The 16,316-nt window shown below is 42.8% G+C and carries 15 protein-coding genes; 5 read left to right on the top strand and 10 right to left on the bottom strand.

Annotation, left to right across the window (positions count from 1 at the left end; all coding sequences use genetic code 11):
- Positions 1–432: 432 nt before the first annotated feature.
- Positions 433–687: a YcxB family protein gene (locus tag ACYVAA_RS13390; protein ID WP_460542497.1), complete on the top strand. Its 255-nt coding sequence runs from the start codon at positions 433–435 to the stop codon at positions 685–687.
- 178 nt (positions 688–865) lie between these two features.
- Here ACYVAA_RS13390 and tnpC read toward each other — a convergent pair whose 3' ends face one another.
- The 9 genes from tnpC to ACYVAA_RS13345 form a co-directional block, all read right to left on the bottom strand.
- Positions 866–2,395, bottom strand: coding sequence for an IS66 family transposase (gene tnpC, locus ACYVAA_RS13385; RefSeq protein WP_460542495.1), 1,530 nt, complete (start codon positions 2,393–2,395; stop codon positions 866–868).
- Positions 2,396–2,568: 173 nt separating this feature from the next.
- Positions 2,569–2,913 carry an IS66 family insertion sequence element accessory protein TnpB gene (tnpB, locus tag ACYVAA_RS13380; RefSeq protein ID WP_460542493.1) on the bottom strand — a complete coding sequence of 115 codons (345 nt, stop codon included), beginning with the start codon at positions 2,911–2,913 and terminating at the stop codon, positions 2,569–2,571.
- Positions 2,913–3,209, bottom strand: coding sequence for an IS66 family insertion sequence element accessory protein TnpA (tnpA, locus tag ACYVAA_RS13375; RefSeq protein WP_460542491.1), 297 nt, complete (start codon positions 3,207–3,209; stop codon positions 2,913–2,915). Before tnpA ends, tnpB begins: the two co-directional genes overlap by 1 nt.
- Positions 3,210–3,221: 12 nt before the next feature.
- Complete coding sequence (locus tag ACYVAA_RS13370) at positions 3,222–4,061, bottom strand: hypothetical protein (protein ID WP_460542489.1); 840 nt, start codon at positions 4,059–4,061, stop codon at positions 3,222–3,224.
- Complete coding sequence (locus tag ACYVAA_RS13365) at positions 4,030–4,752, bottom strand: NRDE family protein (RefSeq protein ID WP_460542487.1); 723 nt, start codon at positions 4,750–4,752, stop codon at positions 4,030–4,032. The genes ACYVAA_RS13370 and ACYVAA_RS13365 overlap by 32 nt, the downstream gene beginning before the upstream one ends.
- On the bottom strand, positions 4,739–5,230 hold the full coding sequence (locus tag ACYVAA_RS13360; RefSeq protein ID WP_460542485.1) for a DinB family protein: 492 nt from the start codon (positions 5,228–5,230) through the stop codon (positions 4,739–4,741). Before ACYVAA_RS13360 ends, ACYVAA_RS13365 begins: the two co-directional genes overlap by 14 nt.
- Before the next feature lie 145 nt (positions 5,231–5,375).
- Positions 5,376–5,771, bottom strand: coding sequence for a DoxX family protein (locus ACYVAA_RS13355; protein WP_460542483.1), 396 nt, complete (start codon positions 5,769–5,771; stop codon positions 5,376–5,378).
- On the bottom strand, positions 5,768–6,127 hold the full coding sequence (locus ACYVAA_RS13350; protein ID WP_460542481.1) for a YHS domain-containing (seleno)protein: 360 nt from the start codon (positions 6,125–6,127) through the stop codon (positions 5,768–5,770). The genes ACYVAA_RS13355 and ACYVAA_RS13350 overlap by 4 nt, the downstream gene beginning before the upstream one ends.
- A gap of 169 nt (positions 6,128–6,296) precedes the next feature.
- Positions 6,297–7,001 (bottom strand): Crp/Fnr family transcriptional regulator, encoded by a 705-nt coding sequence (locus ACYVAA_RS13345; RefSeq protein ID WP_460542479.1) that lies wholly within the window; start codon positions 6,999–7,001, stop codon positions 6,297–6,299.
- Between the two features lie 323 nt (positions 7,002–7,324).
- Here ACYVAA_RS13345 and ACYVAA_RS13340 point away from each other — a divergent pair, with 323 nt between their 5' ends.
- A complete protein-coding gene (locus ACYVAA_RS13340) occupies positions 7,325–7,756 on the top strand; it encodes a DUF417 family protein (protein ID WP_460542477.1) in 432 nt (143 codons plus the stop codon).
- Positions 7,757–7,877: 121 nt separating this feature from the next.
- Here the strand turns inward: ACYVAA_RS13340 and ACYVAA_RS13335 are convergent, their stop codons facing one another.
- Positions 7,878–8,912, bottom strand: coding sequence for a LacI family DNA-binding transcriptional regulator (locus ACYVAA_RS13335; protein WP_460542475.1), 1,035 nt, complete (start codon positions 8,910–8,912; stop codon positions 7,878–7,880).
- Between the two features lie 166 nt (positions 8,913–9,078).
- Here ACYVAA_RS13335 and ACYVAA_RS13330 point away from each other — a divergent pair, with 166 nt between their 5' ends.
- The 3 genes from ACYVAA_RS13330 (at position 9,079) to ACYVAA_RS13320 (ending at position 16,299) form a co-directional block, all read left to right on the top strand.
- A complete protein-coding gene (locus tag ACYVAA_RS13330) occupies positions 9,079–10,746 on the top strand; it encodes a sodium:solute symporter family protein (RefSeq protein WP_460542473.1) in 1,668 nt (555 codons plus the stop codon).
- Positions 10,747–10,749: 3 nt separating this feature from the next.
- Positions 10,750–13,029: an FAD-dependent oxidoreductase gene (locus ACYVAA_RS13325; RefSeq protein ID WP_460542471.1), complete on the top strand. Its 2,280-nt coding sequence runs from the start codon at positions 10,750–10,752 to the stop codon at positions 13,027–13,029.
- Positions 13,030–13,176: 147 nt separating this feature from the next.
- Entirely contained in the window at positions 13,177–16,299 is a 3,123-nt protein-coding gene (locus tag ACYVAA_RS13320; RefSeq protein WP_460542469.1) for a SusC/RagA family TonB-linked outer membrane protein, read from the top strand.
- Positions 16,300–16,316 lie beyond the last annotated feature (17 nt).

Raw genomic sequence — 16,316 nt, 5'->3', positions numbered from 1 at the left:
ACTTTTGAACGAAGTCTCAGAGAAATAGCAAAAAAAGAAAAAGATCAGAAAGTCAGAGAATTTGCAATTGAAAGAATTAATCAGCTAAAATGAAACTTAAGTAGCATAACAAATACTAGTCCACTGTCGACCGTCAACTGTCAACGGTGAATATGAAGGCTTCCCTTTTCAAAAGTAATTCGTGCTAATCCGTGTAAACTTGTCCGCCGAGGTGGATTCGTGGACAAAAATTTTCTATCCCAGCTTTGTAACTTTCAAATACGAGTCCACTGTCGACTGTCCACTGCCAACCGTGGACGGCTCCACTTTTTAAAAGCAATTTGTGAAAATTCGTGCAATTCGTGGACAAAAACCTGTCTAGCTGAAGGCTTCATTTTCAGTGGAGTTGGAATTTATGAATTTTGGAAATTCTATCGTGAGAAAAGGAAATGGTTGAAAGACCGCTTAGACGGTCAAATTACAGGACAACTGTTAAAGATAGAATTCAGTGAAACCAGAATTAAACATAATGGACCATTTCCCACAGGAGAACTTAACTGGAATGGATTAAAAAATATAATAAAAACAAAAAATGGGCTGCTTCTAAAACCTGTAAATGGGCTTAGTATTTATCTGCCTGACAAACTATTTAATGACAAGGAACAAATTGATTTCATAATTTCAAAAAAGAAAAAAAGCTACGTTTAACAGGCCTTGTCAGAGCCAATCCAACTTTTCTTTATGAACAAACTCCTTAGAAGGCCTCATTGGCAAGTATTTATTTATACGGTATTGGGCAATGCGCTTATTCCTTCGTCTGAACTCGGAACATACATTCGGGTACTTTACGGACTTATCTTCCGTATCCCCCCTACCAATCCCGTCTTTATAATTTGAGGATTTGCTTTTTGTAGTTTCGTGGGTAGAGTTTTCTGATATCCCTGTGGTTGGTGTCCATGATGTTGTCCATGACATATTTGAGCCACTCATAGGGATTGATGTCCTCTTTCTTGCACATGGCAAAGAAGGAGTAGGCTATGGCCGCCCTTTCGGCACCTTTATGTGAGCCGGCGAACAAGTAGTTTTTCCTTCCCAGTGCCAGTGGCCTGATGGTGTTTTCGATCAGGTTGTTGTCCATCTCCAGGTTGCCGTCCAGCAGGTAGTTGCACAGTTCTGCCCATCGGTTCATGGAATAGAGCATGGCCTTTCCCATGGCACTTTTCGGGAGCACATTGGGCAGCTCGGCCTTGAGCCATTCGGCGAAGCCGTTGAGCACCGGCAGGGCGTGGTCAAGGCGGTAGGCCTTTCTCTGGTCCGCATCCAGCCCCTTTTCGCGGCAATGGGCTTCCACCCCATAGAGTTTCTGGATGAACAGCAGTGCCGTCTCGGCCCTTTTGGCATCATTGTTCTTGGCCTCGAAGAATTCCCTTCTGGCATGGGCCCAGCAGGCAAGGTGGGTGACCTCCTTCCGGCTTCCGTAGCTTTCATACACCCTGTAGCCGTCGGTCTGCAGGTACCCCCTGAAGTCCTTCAGCATCCTTTCCGGGGCCTTGCCCCCGCGGCCCTTCTGGTAATCGAACAATACCGTACCGTCCATCGGGTTATGGTACACCCAATAGTATCCCAGGTGGGCGGCCTGCTTTTTTTCGCCGTCCAATACCTTTATGGTCGATTCGTCCACCTGGAGGTAGCCCTTGGAACGGGTATCCTCCAGCAGGCAATCGTACAGGATTTCCAGCCGGTCAAGGCTCTGACGGACCCAGCCGTCCATGGTGGAGGCCGCTATCGGGATCTTTTCCCTTTTGAAGCGCTGCAGCTGCCGGTAAAGCGGCAGGTGGTCCACATATTTGTCGGTCAGGATGCTGGCCAGAAGGCCTGTCCCCGCAATCCCCTTTTCGATGAACCTCGAGGGAAGGGGCCCTATCTCTACCTTCGTGCTGTCGTTTTTTTGCTTCGGCACGTACTTGTAGCGTATGTATCTTCTGACAACAAGTTTTGCAGGGACATAGTCCAGCTCCTCGGTCACCTCCGAGCCAATACATTCCATCTCCGAAAGGTCGCCTTCGGGGTGGATCTCGACTTCTTCCACGGGAAGGTGGCCGGGAAGCGGGTGTCTTCCGGGATGGCTCTCCCTGGGTTGTTTCTTTCTGATGTACTCGATCTTTTTGCCCAGTTCCTCCCCTTGTTGCTCCTCCTTTACGGGATCCGCTTCAAAGGGAAGGGGAAGCTGGTCCCTGTTGGCCTCAAAGCGTTCCCGCTTCTGGGCAAAGGCCAGGCGGGCAAAACGGTCGACAATCCCACGGAGACGATCGATCTCCTGCTCTTTTTCCTCCAGTCGGCGTACCGATTCCTGTTCCCTTTTCTCCAAAAGGGATATCAGTTCTGCTTTGGTCAACTGGTCGAGCGGTTTTGACATGCCCCGAAAATAATACATCACTGGCGGTCTTCCATGGATTATTTTTCCACAGGCCCGGTGGAAAAAACAGTTTCCGGAGAGTATTTTGAATAGACGGGAACCAAAACACCCCATTAATGGACACAGGGGCGGTTGCCCCTAAAAAAAACTGAACCACGGTCAGGTATTTTTTTTTACCTTCCGTGCACATAGCGGGGCGACTGTCTTGACCTTTCCACTTTGATGCCCTCTACCATCAGTACCAGTTCCGGCCAGCTGACGGTTCTCCCTTTCCAGGGTGAGGGGGGCACAAAGGTCCCTTTTTCCAGCCTTTTGTAGTAAAGCACAAAACCGCCGTGCTCCCAGTGCAGCAGTTTGATCAGTGTCCTGGACTTGTTGAGGAAGACAAAGACATCTCCCGAGAGGGGATCCCTGCCGGTATGGGAGCTGACCAGACCGTGCAGGCCGTCGAAGCTCTTGCGCATATCCACCGGACTGCCGTAAAGGTAAAAACGGTTGCCCGAACCCAGGCTGAACATCAGTACAGCTTGATCAGCGAGGACACCACCGAAAGGTCCCCTGAGGGAACCGATACCCGCACCCCGTTGGGATAGCTCACCTCAAGTGCGGACACTCCCCGGTGGGCACCGGATGTGTCCACTTCGATAAACCTAGCAGCGGATTCTTTGGAGACTGCCTCTTTCTTCAGCTTGCGGTACCAATAATTGAATTTATGAAATCCCATCCCTTTGGAGGCACTGAAGGCCTTCTGCGTCATGCCACTCTGTTCGAACTCGCAAACCAAGGAGGTCATGGTTTCGGTCAAATTGTCCATATCCTATCTTTTTTACAAAAATGGGGACTTGGGTTTTATCTTAAAATACGCAGTTCGTAAGGGGGATACGTATTTTAAATCAAATCTTCCATAATAAAATCCTGGGATGGAGGAGGCAATTTTATGGATGATTTTTTCTAAGTCCCTGGAGTTAAGATGGGAACCGTCCAAGAATTTTGTACCCTTGTTATGATTGCCAATTTCTTCTAAGACAATCGATTCGCCTTTAGCTATAACCTGATTGAGATCCATTTTCTTTGCCAGCCGCTTGATATGCATGGCATATCTGGGCTTAGCGTACAGAAGCTCTTTCAATGAGCTGGTCCCATTTCCCACCACCGTCAAAAACTCCTTTGTGGTAATACCCGATATCTTTCCATATTGCTCCATGGGATGTCTGCTGTAAAAAATAGCCACTTCTTTGTTGAAGTCAATAAAATCCTGGATCAGGAAGGGTTCTGGGTGGAGCTCTTTGTATGTGTCCAATGATGCCTTATCGTAAATTTTTTTCACCCCTTTTCCTCTGCAACCGTCATCTGGTTTCACTATTATGGGATAAGGCAAGTCACTCGATGATGATGCAGAGCCGTCCACTTGTAGCAGCTTGCCATTTTTCATCCTCCTTGTTGCTGGATAGGAACCAGGGGGGAGCTTGGCATAAATAGCCGCTTTGCTTACGTTAAATAAGCCTCCGTTCCTTATCCCTGGATTGATGTATTTATACAAAGTTGGGTTAAGTGTTTTGATGAAATAGTAAAACCATAGAGGAATTAAGGGAGCATAAATCGCCCACATCGGCCAAAATTCCCAGTGAAATAGTTTATAAACAAATATCCTGATGTAGTCTCTCATGGTGAAGTGAAAGCGTATTTTGTATGAGGTCAAGGTGTTTTAGGCTAACTTCATCATTTTTGATAATTCCCTGCGTAATGGACTTTGTAAGCATCTTATTTCCCCGGTTGATCACCAGGCCATTTTCTTTATCATCCCTTTTGGTATTTCGATGAAAGTCGAGAATGCGCTCACTGTCGACATGAACGGTTGATATAAAATCTTTGAACCATGACTCACGGGACTCCCTTACCGCGGCAGGATATAATGTTGAACTCGACCAAATATGGCACTCTTTTTCATTTAATGGAGTATTTACTTTCTTTGCTCCATCCCAAATCAATTGATAAAGAGCTTTATCATAATACATAATTATGGTAAATGGCTCTATTTGTTCAAGATTTATTTCTTCCCAAGCATTCAGGGGACAGGTTGCTGAGGCAATCATAAGGAGAATCTTGCCTCGGCTCAATTGATACGGAGGAGAGGGGATATGTTTTTCTTTGGCACCATTTAAAAGTACGACCATTAGTTGGCTTCCCGCTACCACAAACCAGGTTCCGTTGCTTGCGGGGTCTTTTGGGTAGGTAAGCGACTTGTTTCCTATTTTATAGGTTTCAGGAGGGAAGGAAGGTTTTCTTTTACTGCTTTCATCCCGGTTTGATGTGAGCACTACCCCATCCTTAAGCGGTACATAACTAACAGTGCACATTGAACTTGTATTTTATGGTTGAGGGGGACAGTCCGAAACTTTTGTCTACCAAATGGCTTTTGTCCAGTTCCTTTAAGCCTATTTTTATCAGGGCCTGGTGGTGAATACTATGGTCAAAATTGTATTCCAGTTCTCTGTAAAAACTCGAGGTCAAAGGCTGTGAAGACAGCTCTGCAGCACTTTTCAGCTCAAGCGGTTTATCGGGTAATTGGGTATTGCTTTTAATGGATTTTAGGAGAGAAACGGCAAATTCCCTTTCGGTTTGGGTTTTAAGGTTCCTCTCTTTTGCTTCATAATTTAGTCGGCCCGAAGGGTAGGATTTCAGCAGTAATTCAAATGATTCGATTACATGCCTTACGTGTTCACCGATACTGTTTTCGTCCAAAATGGCTAATCGGGTTTTGTATTCATCATCGGACAGTTGTTCGATAAGTTCAATTAGGGATTCTAAATTTTGAATGATGGCTGTTTTATTCATTTAGTTTTTTTAATTATTGGCAAATGGTAGCATTTCTTGATCTTCCTACTTCATCAATAAGCGATTTTTTAGCATAATTGTTATCGTAAACAGCTTGCTGCCGAAATAACAAGCCAAAATATCAGAATTATTAACTTAGTCAGCTTCATGGGAACAGCTTTTTTTTCCAGAAAAAGGTGGCAGGGTGGAGAAAGAGGGCTAAAATGTTAAGACAAAATATCGCAACAGCCATCTCAAAAAGCTTTCCTCCATCATGGAGTACCACGATGCCCAAAGGTCCTAAGTGGCTTAAAATTGCTCCAGCAATGATAAATAGGCTCAGGACGTTTCCGATCAGCGAGCTTGCGGGAATTAAGAGCATGATGGAGCAGATAAGCTCCAACAGTCCAATGACATACCTGCCATAGGGTTCTGAACCTAACTGAGAAAAGATATAAACGGAATCGGGGTGGGCTGTGAATTTATAAAACAAGGTCTGTAAGTAGATGATGGCTACAGCTATATTTACTGCAATCAACATACTTTTTTTTGATACATTCATTTTCTTGAAATTATTTTCTTCCAGTTTTTGTCGGCATTCTTTTTCAGGAAATCCTCCTTTTTATTCCATGAGGTCAAGGTGTTGTTTAAGTAGGCATTATAAAAGAGATATAACTTACCCCCCTGGACTTTAAAGGTTTTGGGGTTGATATCCACTTTTTCCCCATAGTCCCCCATAGCGAATGCACAGTATCCCCCGTATTGAGGTAAGTATTTCGCCGGTGATTTAAGAAAGAGTAATTTGTTTTTGTTTGAGGAGAAATAGTAGGTGGCTCCTTGGTATGGGGCCGAAATTGACGGTTCCCCTTCTTTTGCTTGTCCTTCCTCAAAATAACTGACAAGGTCATAACCGTGCACGCCTATTCCTTTTTCGAGGTTTTGGTGGTTGGAGGATTGGGCTATTGAAGCATAAAAAAGAAAGAGAACAAGAAAATTAGCTTTGATGATAATGGTATCATGTTGGGTGAATTTTGATGATACCCAAAAATAGTTTTGACCGGCTAAATGAATTGTAAGTTAGTTTACATTAGCTCAAAAAATCCTTTAATTTTTCTACATCGAGTAGAATAATGGTTTTTCTGGAATAGTGAATTAGTTGTTGTGTCTCCAACTTTTTGATCAAGGAAATGACCGTTTGCCTGGTACTGCAAATGATCTGGGCCAGGTCTGCTTGGGTCAAATAATTTTCTAAATGGATTTCACTCTGGAACGCTATTCCTTCTGAGTTGGCCCACTCGATCAGGAATTGAATCAAACGATGCTCTGCAGACTTCAAAAACAGGTTGGTATAATTGTTTGAAATTCTTTTAAATTTCAAACCGATGAATTTTGTGTATTTCAAGGCCAGTTCTGGCTTTTTCATCATCAAAGCTTCGAAATCCTTTACCGTAAAGCTGCATAGGACCACGTTATTGGTAAGGACGATTCCGTATTCGTTTCGTTCCTTGGTATCATCGGAAGCATCAGGGAATTGACCAAAGATATCGCCTTTCCGGACAACTTCCTGAACTATTTCCTCTCCATCTTTACCGATGCTGACAATTTTTATGACGCCTTTCTTTAAAAAAAATATCATGGACTGCTCCTCAGAACCAAAAAATACCAGATCACCCTTCTTCCCTTTTTTAAATCCGGAAATTACACATAAGCTCTTTAAATCTTTGTTACTGATTTCCCTGAAGAATTTATGGTCGCGTAAATACCAAAAGCGTAAGTCAACTTTATTTTCCACTGTAATTTGTATTAAGTCACTTTGATGGGGGGCGGTGGTTGCTGTTTTGGAGGAATTGATTAGGTAAATATATCATGGCCTGTTGAAATATAAAAACAGGGACCTGGAAACCGGTGAAAGGAACAAAGCCTCAATACCTGCCCTGTATCGTAGGGATCCGCTCATGCTCCTTATTTACTATTTTTTGATCCCTTTAGCTCATTGGTGACAAATTTATCCAAACTGTAAACTCCTATACATTTTGTCCCTTCATTGAGACCTACATTTGAAGATATGAAATACAGGAGATGAGTTGAGATTAAAGTTTAAACAAAAGAAAGAGTATGAGTTTCGAAAAAAGAATTTACCGGTATGGGGTTTATGTGTCCTCCTTTGGAGTGATCTTGTCCTTATTATGGATTGGAGTGTTTAAGTTTACTCCTACGGAAGCTGCGGCGATAAAACCCTTGATGATTAATCATCCGCTTACCCAGTGGCTTTATTTTGTCTTGTCGGATCAGCAGGTATCTAATTTTATTGGTGTGGTTGAAATAGTGACCGCCATTTTGATCGGGCTAGGATATTATCAAAAAAGTATAGCCAAAGTGGCTGCTGTTTTGGTGATGCTGACCTTTATAACCACCTTAAGTTTCCTGATAACCACCCCTAATGTTTGGAGGCAGGTGGATGGAGTGCTGATTACAGACTTTTTTATTTTAAAAGATATCCTCTTTCTGGGATTTGGGCTGATGCTGTATGGTGATCCGAAGGAGTAGGAGTAAAAGAGCTTAAAAATAAAACTGACGGAGAACCCGGAGATGGATGAAATAAATGGATTACCCCGCTTATGCTTTGTCCATTTCCGGGCTTCTATAGTTTTAAACAAAACTGATTCGTTCAATTTCCCTGATTCTTTAGTTGTGATGATTCTCTGATGTTGAGTTTGCCTTGTAATACAATGGTTTGAGGACGGAAGTTTTTTTCGTCCTTCAATTGGGCTATTAATAAATTGGCAACCTGAACTCCCATATCATAGGTGGGTTGTTTGACGCTGCTTAGGGAAGGGTCCACCATTTCCACTATGGGTGTTTCTGTGAAGCCCATAATCCCAATATCTTCAGGGATTTTGTACCCGTTTTTCTTCAAGGTTTTCATAGCACCGATGGCGGTACTGTCATTGACGCAAAAGAAAGCATCGGGTAAATTTTTGTCTTCGATAAGTTGTTGGACGACTTGCTCTGATTCATAGTGAAATAACCCTGTACTGATTACATGGTCTTCACTAAAGTGTAGATTATGCTTTTCCAAGGCTTTTTTGAATCCTTTTATTCTTTCAGTAAATAATTCCAACTTCTGGTGTTCCTTTCTCCCACTCAAGTGATATATCTTTTTGTACCCCTGTAAAATGAGGTGTTCGGTAGCAAAGAAGGACCATTTGAAATCATCAAACTTCACACAACTGGTATTGGGGATATCAAATACCCTGTTAAAAAACACTATAGGGAGTCCTTTCTCAGATAGATTCTTGTAATGGGCAAAATTCGAATTGTCTGTAATGGAGACAATTAAACCATCTACCATATTGCTGTACAGGTAATTTAGGTTATCCTTTTCCATGGTAGGGTTTTCATTGGATTGGGTGATGACAAGTTGGTACCCGTTGCTGGATAATATGTCTTGGATCCCCATTAAGACTTCGGGAAAAAAACTGTTCATGAATTCTGGAATCACCGCTCCAATGGTAAACGTTTTGCGTGAAATTAGCCTTTTAGCCACAGGATTGGGGCGATATCCCATCGCTTCCGCTTTTTCCAGGATCATTGTCTTGGTTTCCTCTTTGATGTCTCCCTTGTTATTGAATGCTCTTGAGACAGTGGAGATAGCCAATCCTAATTCTTTTGCAATGTCCTTAATGGTAATGTTTTTCATCATGTCCTGTTTGAAGTCTGACCAAATATAAATATATAATTTTACCGGAAACGTTCCCGTAAAAAGGGAACGTTTCCGGTAGCGTTTCCGCACACTTTTCTATTATTTGATTGGTAACTGATCAATTGTATTGCGAAATTTAAGCTACACTCAAAGCTCAAGATAATCTATGAACAATCTAGACCTGTGGTCCATATTACTATTTTCGGTGATAGTATTTATCACCGGAATGTCTTTTTCCAGAAGCGGAAAGGACATTAAATCATTCTTTGCTGCAGGAGGGGCAGTTCCTTGGGAAATAAACGGCTTGTCGCTGTTCATGAGTTTTTTTTCTGCAGGTACTTTCGTGGTCTGGGGATCTATTGCCTATAGTCAGGGCTTTGTTTCTGTGGTTATTCAATGGATGATGTGTCTGGCAGGATTGTTTATAGGAATGTTTTTGGCAAAGGAATGGAGGAAAAAGAACGTGGTGACTGCCGCCGAATTCATTTCGCTGCGCTTGGGCACATCGGCACAAAAAACATACACTTATTTGTTTTTCCTTATTTCCATTTTCACAACGGGTGGATTCTTATACCCTGTTGCCAAAATTATAGAGGTATCTACTGACTTTCCACTTCATTATTGTATAGTTTTATTGGGGATATTTATTGCTTTGTATACTGCAGTGGGTGGTTTATGGGCTGTTTTGGTTACTGATGTGTTGCAGTTTATCGTCCTCACAGCAGCCGTAGTTATTGTCTTGCCATTGACCTTGTCAAAGGTAGGCGGTATGGATGCCTTTATTACCAAAGCTCCAGCAGCTTTTTTCAACTGGACCAGTCAAGAGTTTTCTCCTGAATTTATGCTGGCCTTTGCCATTTATAATTTTGTTTTTATCGGTGGAAATTGGGCTTACGTCCAACGTTATACAAGTGTAAGGTCAGGAAATGATGCCAAAAAAGTGGGCTATGCTTTTGGCGCCTTGTACTTGGTAGCCCCCTTGGTATGGATGCTCCCTCCGATGATCTACAGGGTAATGAATCCCACTTTGACGGGCCTGGCCATGGAAGATGCCTATTTGATGGTTTCCAAGGAAGTCTTGCCTGCCGGGATATTGGGCTTAATATTGGGGGGGATGATTTTTGCAACATCAAGCTCGGTCAATACTACTCTGAACATCGCTGCAGGGGTTTTTACCAATGATATCTACAAAGTCCTAAAACCTAACAGTTCGGACAAAAACATGGTCAAAGTAGGAAGGTTGGCCACTTTGGGTTTTGGTTTTCTGACCATAATGGTGGCACTCTTGGTTCCCTATATGGGAGGAATCGTAGAGGTTATTTTTAGCGTGGCAGCTATTACGGGAGGTAGTATGTATTTGCCGGTAATTTGGTCACTTTTTTCAAAGCGCCAAACGGGCAAAACGATTTTGTCCACCACTTTGGTGAGTTTATCTGTCAATCTGTTCTTTAATTTACTTGCTCCTGTTTGGTTAGGAGTGAGTCTGACGAGGTCGCAGGAAATGTTGTTGGGTACTCTTTTTCCGGCAGTTATGCTACTGGTTTTTGAATACTGGCTGTACAAAAAGGGACATGTGGCAAAGGAATTCAGCCGTTTTTCTTCCGGCTCCAAAGAGGAAAAAAGCAGTAGCTCCAGTAATACCCGTGGGATCCGGATCATTGGAATGGGAATCATCGCCATAGGTACACTCATCTCCCTACTCGGAGCAATCGCAGATTATGCCAATGCGGTGGTGATTTCTGCCGGGATGGCCATTGTAGTGATTGGGAGTTTTTTATGGTATAAGGCAAACAAAGTCGAGTATAAAGAAAATAAAAGTTTAGTTAATAATTGATAAATGATTTTACAAGGGTATCAAGCGAATACAAGAAAGCCACAAACAAAGGATTTGGAGGCTGATCTGGTAGTGATAGGAGGAGGGATGTCTGGTGTTTGTGCAGCCATTACAGCTGCAAGGGCAGGTGTCAAAGTGATTCTGGTCCAGGATAGGCCTGTTTTGGGGGGGAATGCTTCCAGTGAAGTCAGGCTTTGGATATTAGGAGCCACTTCCCATATGGGCAATAATAACCGTTGGTCAAGAGAAGGTGGGGTGATCAATGAAATCCTTTTGGAAAACCTTTACCGTAACAAAGAAGGGAATCCCTTGATTTTGGATACTGTCTTGTTGGAGAAAGTGACCAATGAGAAAAACATCCAACTCTTGTTAAATACCAGTGTCCATGAAGTAATCAAGAAATCAGAGAGGGAAATTGACTTTGTGAAGGCTTTCTGCAGTCAGAACTCCACTGAATATAGATTGAAATCCCACTATTTCTGTGATGCATCGGGAGATGGTGTAGTAGCTTTTCTTTCCGGTGCAGCTTTTAGGATGGGGGCAGAGAAAATGGAAGAATTCGGGGAGAAATTTGCCCCCGATGAATCCTATGGAGAGCTGTTGGGCCATTCCCTGTATTTCTACAGTAAAAGGGCTGAAAAACCGGTCAAATATGTTCCGCCGGCTTATGCCTTGAAAAATATAGAAGAAATTCCCAGGTATAAGATTTTGAATGAAAAAGATTATGGTTGTCGTCTATGGTGGATCGAATATGGGGGAAGGAAAGACACCATTCACGATACCGAGGAGATTAAATGGGAACTATGGAAAGTAGTTTACGGTGTTTGGGATTACATTAAAAACAGCGGGAACTTTGAAGATACCGAAAACCTCACACTGGAATGGGTTGGGACAATTCCAGGAAAAAGGGAAAGCAGAAGGTTTGAAGGGCTTTATATGATGAAACAACAGGATGTGGTGGAGCAAAGAACGTTTGAAGATGCCGTAGCCTTTGGAGGATGGTCTCTGGATCTTCATCCAGCAGATGGTTTGTATACCAGTAGGCCTGGCTGTAATCAATGGCACTCCAAAGGTGTCTACCAGCTTCCTCTTCGGAGTTTTATCAGTAAGGATATAGATAACCTCTTTCTTGCCGGAAGGATCATCAGTGCCTCTCATGTGGCTTTTGGCTCCACCCGTGTTATGGGAACCTGTGCCCATGGGGCCCAAGCTGTTGGGGAAGCAGCGGCATTATGTATGGAAAAAGGGATGCTCCCGAAGCAAATTCTGGAAAATGGAAGCTTGAAAGTCCTTCAGCAAAGATTGAACTTTAACGGGCAAAGTATCCCTGGGATAGCAATAGATAAAAGTAAGGACTTGACATCTTCCTGTACCCTGAAAGCTTCCAGCACCTTGGTGCTGAGTGAAATCCCATTTGATGGAGATTGGCAGTCACTGGAACATGCGTCGGCCCAATTATTACCCTTAAAAAAAGGAGAATGCTATACCTTTTCGGTAATGATCAATGCAGAGGAAGAAACCAGTCTCTGCTGTGAACTTCAGACCAGTCTTAAGGCGCACAATTATACCCCTGACAGGCTGATAGAACAAAAAGAGATAAGACTCAAAAAGGGCCAACAGCGGATATCCATTGCTTTCTCTGAACCTTTCCCATCCGACCAATACGGTTTCTTGCTTTTCAGAAGTAATGATAAAGTGGCTGTTTTGAATAGCCAAAAGCGAGCTACTGGAATAATCTCCGTGTTCCAAAAATCGAATAAAGCTGTTTCCAATAATGGTATGCAGCAGCCGGATAGGGATATAGGAGTGGATGCTTTTGAGTTTTGGACCCCAGGGAGAAGACCAGAGGGACAAAATTTGGCCATGACGATCAGCCCTGCCTTGCATGCTTTCGATGTTTCCCAAATCAATAATGGTTTTGTAAGGCCCTATGAGAAGGTCAATGGATGGGTAAGTGATTGGAATGATAAGGACCCTTCCCTAGAGCTGGAATGGGATCATGAGGTCACGGTTTCTTCCATACGGTTCTACTGGGATTGCGACTACGACCACGCCATGGAATCATCGCTAATGGATCATCCTGAGGATATTGTCCCTTTTATCATTCAGGAGGCAACGGTGATGGACTGCTCGGGAAAGTCGATCGCAAGTGTCCAAAATAATTATCAAGGGATAACTGAACTTTCGATTCCTGAAGGACATCGGACCAAAAAACTTAAAATTGCGCTTAAAACAAGCAATGACAGTGTGCCGGCCTCATTGTTTGAAATCTCAATAAGATAAATCAGTAGTAGTTATTACCAATACGGAACCTTTGCATGCGAGGAGGTAATGGGGTAACTATGGTTGAAAGGAGGTGTAAATAAATAGTTTTATATAAATAGTACTCTAAATAGTTGTTTTTTATAACCCAAAATAAATTGAAATGTTATGAATCTTTACTTACAAAATAAATTAAAAATTTGCTGCACATTGCTAGGTGCAATGGTAGTAAGTTCTGCAGCACATGCTCATTTTGACAAGGCTGGTGCAGCCACGTTGACAGGGGAACTCTCCGGTAGCGACATGAGCAAGGTCAGTATCTACTCTGATCATGCCGAAAGGAAAATTTCAGGAAAAGTATTGGCAGAAGACTCAGGAGAGGGGTTACCCGGTGCGAGTGTACTGATAAAAGGTACAGGAATAGGGGCAGTGACAGATCTGGAAGGTCAGTTTTATTTGGAGATACCTGAGGACATCAATAATCCCTATTTGGTCATTTCTTTTATCGGTTATGAATCGGTAGAAGTCCAGGTAAAAAACCAGAGCTCATTGGAGGTTTCTTTGTCACCTTCGGTTTTGGAAGAAGTAGTGGTGGTCGGTTATAGCGCCAAAAAGAAAGCAGATCTTACCGGATCCGTTGCCACGGTAAATACCAAGGAGTTGGTTAAGCAGCCGACATTCCAGGTATCGCAGGCTTTACAAGGAGCAATCCCGGGCTTGACCGCTATTCAAAGCAGTGGCCAACCAGGGAATGATGGTGCAAGCTTGGTCATTCGTGGGCGGGGATCATTTAGTGCCAGCTCCTCACCATTGGTGTTGATTGATGGTGTTCAAGGGGATATAAATGGGTTGGATGCCAATGATATTGAAAGTATATCTGTCTTAAAGGATGCTGGTGCAGCAGCCATTTATGGCTCTAGGGCTTCCAATGGAGTGATTTTAGTTACTACCAAAAGAGGAAAAGCAGGAGGGGTCAAGGTAAGCTATAATGGATATATTGGTATTCAAGAACCAACCAATCAACCTAAAGGTGTAGGTGCACTAGATTATTTGAAGGCGATTGGAGATCAGGCGACCTTAGACCAGTATTTAGCGAATCCGGGAAACACCGATCTTTATCCAGATACAGATTGGGTTGGTCTACATTTCTCAGAAAATGGAGCCATGCAATACCACAATGTAGATATCAGCGGAGGGTCGGATAAGGCACGTGTAAAAGCGACGATATCGTACCAGGACCAGGATGGAAATATTCCAGGATTTAATTTCAAAAGGTATCAGGGTAGATTTAATTCTGATTTTACGGTTAATGAAAAGTTGGACTTGAGTTTTGACCTTAATCTAAGACAGTCAGTAAATACTTCTCCCAATTCAGGAGCAAATCTTAGGGACACCTATCGCCAACCGGCGATTTTTCCAGCTGTTTTTAGTGATGGAAGATATGCCTATCCTTCCACAGGAGGAAACCCTGTTGCTTTTGCGCGGTTATCAGGCTCAAGCACGGGGCAGTACAATTACTTCAGAGGGATCATGAAGGCGGTCTATATGCCTTTCAATGGATTGAGCATTTCAGCAATGTACTCCCCCGAGTTTTCAGAGAGCTATTCAAAAAGTTTTCGTCCTCAATTTGGAGTATATGAGAGATTTGGGGATACTGATCCGTTGATATTGAGCACAGGAACCAATAACGAGGCTCAAATGTCCCAAAGCAGTTCTAGAAGTTTTACGGACAATTTTACCAGTACGGTTAACTATAAAAAAGATTTCCAAAAGCATCAGATTGAAGCATTGGCCGGGTATGAGTATATTTTCTTCCGTTCAGAATACTTTGGTGCAAGTAGATACGAATATATCATTCAGGATTTTGATATCCTGGATAATGGAAATGCAGAAAATGACAGTAATTATGGCAATGCCGACCACAACGGACTGGTATCTTATTTTGGTAGGTTCAATTATAATTTTGATGATAGGTACCTATTTACCTTTAATATCAGACGTGATGGCTCCTCCAGGTTTGCAAAATCCAACAGATGGGGGGTATTCCCTTCATTTTCCGCAGGATGGAATTTGCATAACGAAGATTTTTTTCCAAAAGGATCCTTTATCAATTCATTGAAGATCAGGGGCTCGTGGGGGCAACTTGGCAATCAGTCTATAGGGGACAGCTTCCCGTATGCTTCTTTGATAGCCATTGGTTCCAGTCATTATGCAAATGGACAAATCCAGCAAGGCGCGGCACAGCAAACACTTTCCAACGCTTTGATCTCTTGGGAAACAGGAGAAAGCACCAACCTTGGTATTGATTTTTCCGCTTTTGAAAACAAGCTTAACGGTTCTGTTGAATATTATGTGAGAAATACCAACGATTTATTAGGGTCACAGAGAATTCCGTATACAACTGGACTTGGTGCTCCCACAGCCAATGTGTATAGTATTAGAAATACGGGGGTTGACTTAAATTTGGGTTGGAAGGATTATTCCAGGGCTTTTAAATATAGCATTAATGGAAATATATCTACCCTTAAAAATGAGGTAACAGATCTGAATGGGGTGGAATTTATTAAGGGCGGTAGTTCCATAACCCAAATAGGTAAAGCGGTAAGTTCCATATACGGTTATGAAGCCATTGGTTTTTTCAATAGCCAGGAGGAAATTGATAACTCCCCTGGCCAATTTGGAAACCTAACTCCTGGTGATATCAAATTTAAGGACCAGCTGACGGTAGATACCAATGGGGACGGGATTCCTGATGAAGCTGATGGCGTGATTAATTTAGATGATAGGGTTATCCTGGGAAATAGTTTCCCCAGTATTTCTTTTGGAACCACTTTCAATATGGACTATAAAGGCTTTGACCTAAGTCTAGCTATGCAAGGTGTAGGCAAAAGGCAGGTTAGGCTTTGGGGCAACCTAATTCAACCCCTTTATAATGCAGGGAATATTTTTGAGTACCAATTGGAAGAATCATGGAGAGAAGATAACCAAAATGCCAACTATCCTGTAATCAAGCCTTACAGTGGGGCAAGTAATAACAGTAGGGTGAATTCGGTATATGTATTTGATGCTTCCTATCTACGGTTGCGGAATATCACCTTGGGTTATTCATTGCCGAAAGCATGGTTAGAGGGGGTGGATGTATCGACGATAAGGGTATTTACTTCGGCTCAAAACCTGTTGACATTCAGTAAAATGCCTCCCGGTATCGATCCCCTGATTCCTAATGACTCTGAAGGTGGCATTTACCCCATCGTGAAGACTTACACCTTAGGCATTAATGTCTCCTTTTAAACCCAAAAACCTCGATA

The sequence above is a fragment of the Echinicola sediminis genome (assembly GCF_054777495.1).
This window is presented reverse-complemented; position numbering and strand designations above follow the sequence as displayed.

What these genes read in the sequence shown, in the direction of transcription:
- ACYVAA_RS13325 (WP_460542471.1), top strand. Translation starts at nt 10,750, where the DNA reads ATGATTTTACAAGGGTATCAAGCGAATACAAGAAAGCCACAAACAAAG.
- ACYVAA_RS13335 (WP_460542475.1), bottom strand. Translation starts at nt 8,912, where the DNA reads ATGATGAAAAACATTACCATTAAGGACATTGCAAAAGAATTAGGATTG.
- tnpC (WP_460542495.1), bottom strand. Translation starts at nt 2,395, where the DNA reads ATGTCAAAACCGCTCGACCAGTTGACCAAAGCAGAACTGATATCCCTT.
- ACYVAA_RS13365 (WP_460542487.1), bottom strand. Translation starts at nt 4,752, where the DNA reads ATGTGCACTGTTAGTTATGTACCGCTTAAGGATGGGGTAGTGCTCACA.
- ACYVAA_RS13330 (WP_460542473.1), top strand. Translation starts at nt 9,079, where the DNA reads ATGAACAATCTAGACCTGTGGTCCATATTACTATTTTCGGTGATAGTA.
- tnpA (WP_460542491.1), bottom strand. Translation starts at nt 3,209, where the DNA reads ATGGACAATTTGACCGAAACCATGACCTCCTTGGTTTGCGAGTTCGAA.
- ACYVAA_RS13370 (WP_460542489.1), bottom strand. Translation starts at nt 4,061, where the DNA reads ATGAGAGACTACATCAGGATATTTGTTTATAAACTATTTCACTGGGAA.
- ACYVAA_RS13320 (WP_460542469.1), top strand. Translation starts at nt 13,177, where the DNA reads ATGAATCTTTACTTACAAAATAAATTAAAAATTTGCTGCACATTGCTA.
- ACYVAA_RS13340 (WP_460542477.1), top strand. Translation starts at nt 7,325, where the DNA reads ATGAGTTTCGAAAAAAGAATTTACCGGTATGGGGTTTATGTGTCCTCC.
- ACYVAA_RS13355 (WP_460542483.1), bottom strand. Translation starts at nt 5,771, where the DNA reads ATGAATGTATCAAAAAAAAGTATGTTGATTGCAGTAAATATAGCTGTA.
- tnpB (WP_460542493.1), bottom strand. Translation starts at nt 2,913, where the DNA reads ATGTTCAGCCTGGGTTCGGGCAACCGTTTTTACCTTTACGGCAGTCCG.
- ACYVAA_RS13360 (WP_460542485.1), bottom strand. Translation starts at nt 5,230, where the DNA reads ATGAATAAAACAGCCATCATTCAAAATTTAGAATCCCTAATTGAACTT.